This window comes from Halorubrum sp. AJ67, from assembly GCF_000513435.1.
The window spans coordinates 201,260-202,449 of the sequence record NZ_CBVY010000005.1; the positions used below are offsets into that span (position 1 = coordinate 201,260).

1 protein-coding gene is annotated in these 1,190 nt (G+C 67.7%); it reads right to left on the reverse strand.

From position 1 onward, the window contains the following. On the reverse strand, positions 1 to 936 hold a 936-nt coding region (locus BN903_RS07115; protein WP_048077067.1), incomplete at its 3' end, for a hypothetical protein. Between the last annotated feature and the right edge of the window lie 254 nt (positions 937 to 1,190).

Consider the following 1,190-nt stretch of genomic DNA (forward strand, 5'->3'; position numbering starts at 1 on the left):
CTCGGTCAGCCCGGGGATGCACGCCATGCCGCCGGTGGCGGCGATGGGGCGACCGAGCGCGAGCTGGTAGGGCTTCATGTGGTCGTTCGCGAGCTCGGGGAGGAACTCGTTGGCGACCACGTCGACCGCCTCGTCGATGTAGCGGTCGACGGGCTCGCGCACGCCGCGGTCGACGGTGAACTCGTGGCTCCCGCCGCCGGGCTGCTGGATCACGTCCGTGAACGGCTCGAAGTCGTACACGTCGGCGTGTTGCTCCTTGTACTCGCGGGCGGTCGTCCGGTCGATGTGGACCCGACCCTGGCTCTCCTCCTCGACGGCGGCGACGATCCGGCGGTCGACCTCGTTGCCCGTCACCGAGCCGGTCGAGAACGGCGAGAGCTGCTCGCCGCGTCGGTAGGCGCACGCCTCCATCGTCGTCGAACCGAGGTTGATGGAGACGAACACCTCGTCTATCGCGTCGAGGTCGTCGCCGTAGGCGGGGATCGCCCCGCACAGCGACTCGGGGTAGCTCCGCGTCTCGACCTGCCCGATGGAGGAGCCCTCGATCACCGACTTGAGGTTCTCGACGCCCGCCTCGTTGTCGATGGTGGGCACCGCGTAGACGACCGCGCTGTCTTCGGGCACGTCGTGGGCGTCCACGACCGCCTCGAAGAAGCGCTCGGCGTCCGCGACGCTGTCGTCGTCCTCGGGGAGTCCGGATCGGAGCATGAAGCGCACCCGGTCCGGGTACTCGACCGCGGCCTCCTCGCCGAACAGCACCTTCTCCTCGCCGGTGATGGCGTCCTCGTAGGTCGCCAGACAGGTCAGCACCGAGTGGCGCTCGCGGCCGCCCCGCCCGTCGGGGATGTCGAGCACCGTTCGGGTGCTGCCCAGTTTCACGCCGACCGCTGCCGATTCGTCCGTTTCGTTGATGTCCGTGGATTCGTCGTCGCTCATTGGTCACTCGCACACGAAGCGATCCGGACGATGGAGACGAGACTGATCCGGTGGTCCGCGGGGGTGAACGGTCGGTCCCGCCGAGGGGCGTCGAACCCCTCCAGCCGCCGCCGCAGCGCCGCGACCGCGTCGTCGCCGACCCAGTCGAGTTCGCCGTAGTAGGACCGTAATAACTTCGTATAGCATACATTATACGAAGTTATACGATTCGTGGGCGTTCCAGTCGTGGGAGGCAAGGCACACAGGGGAGTAGG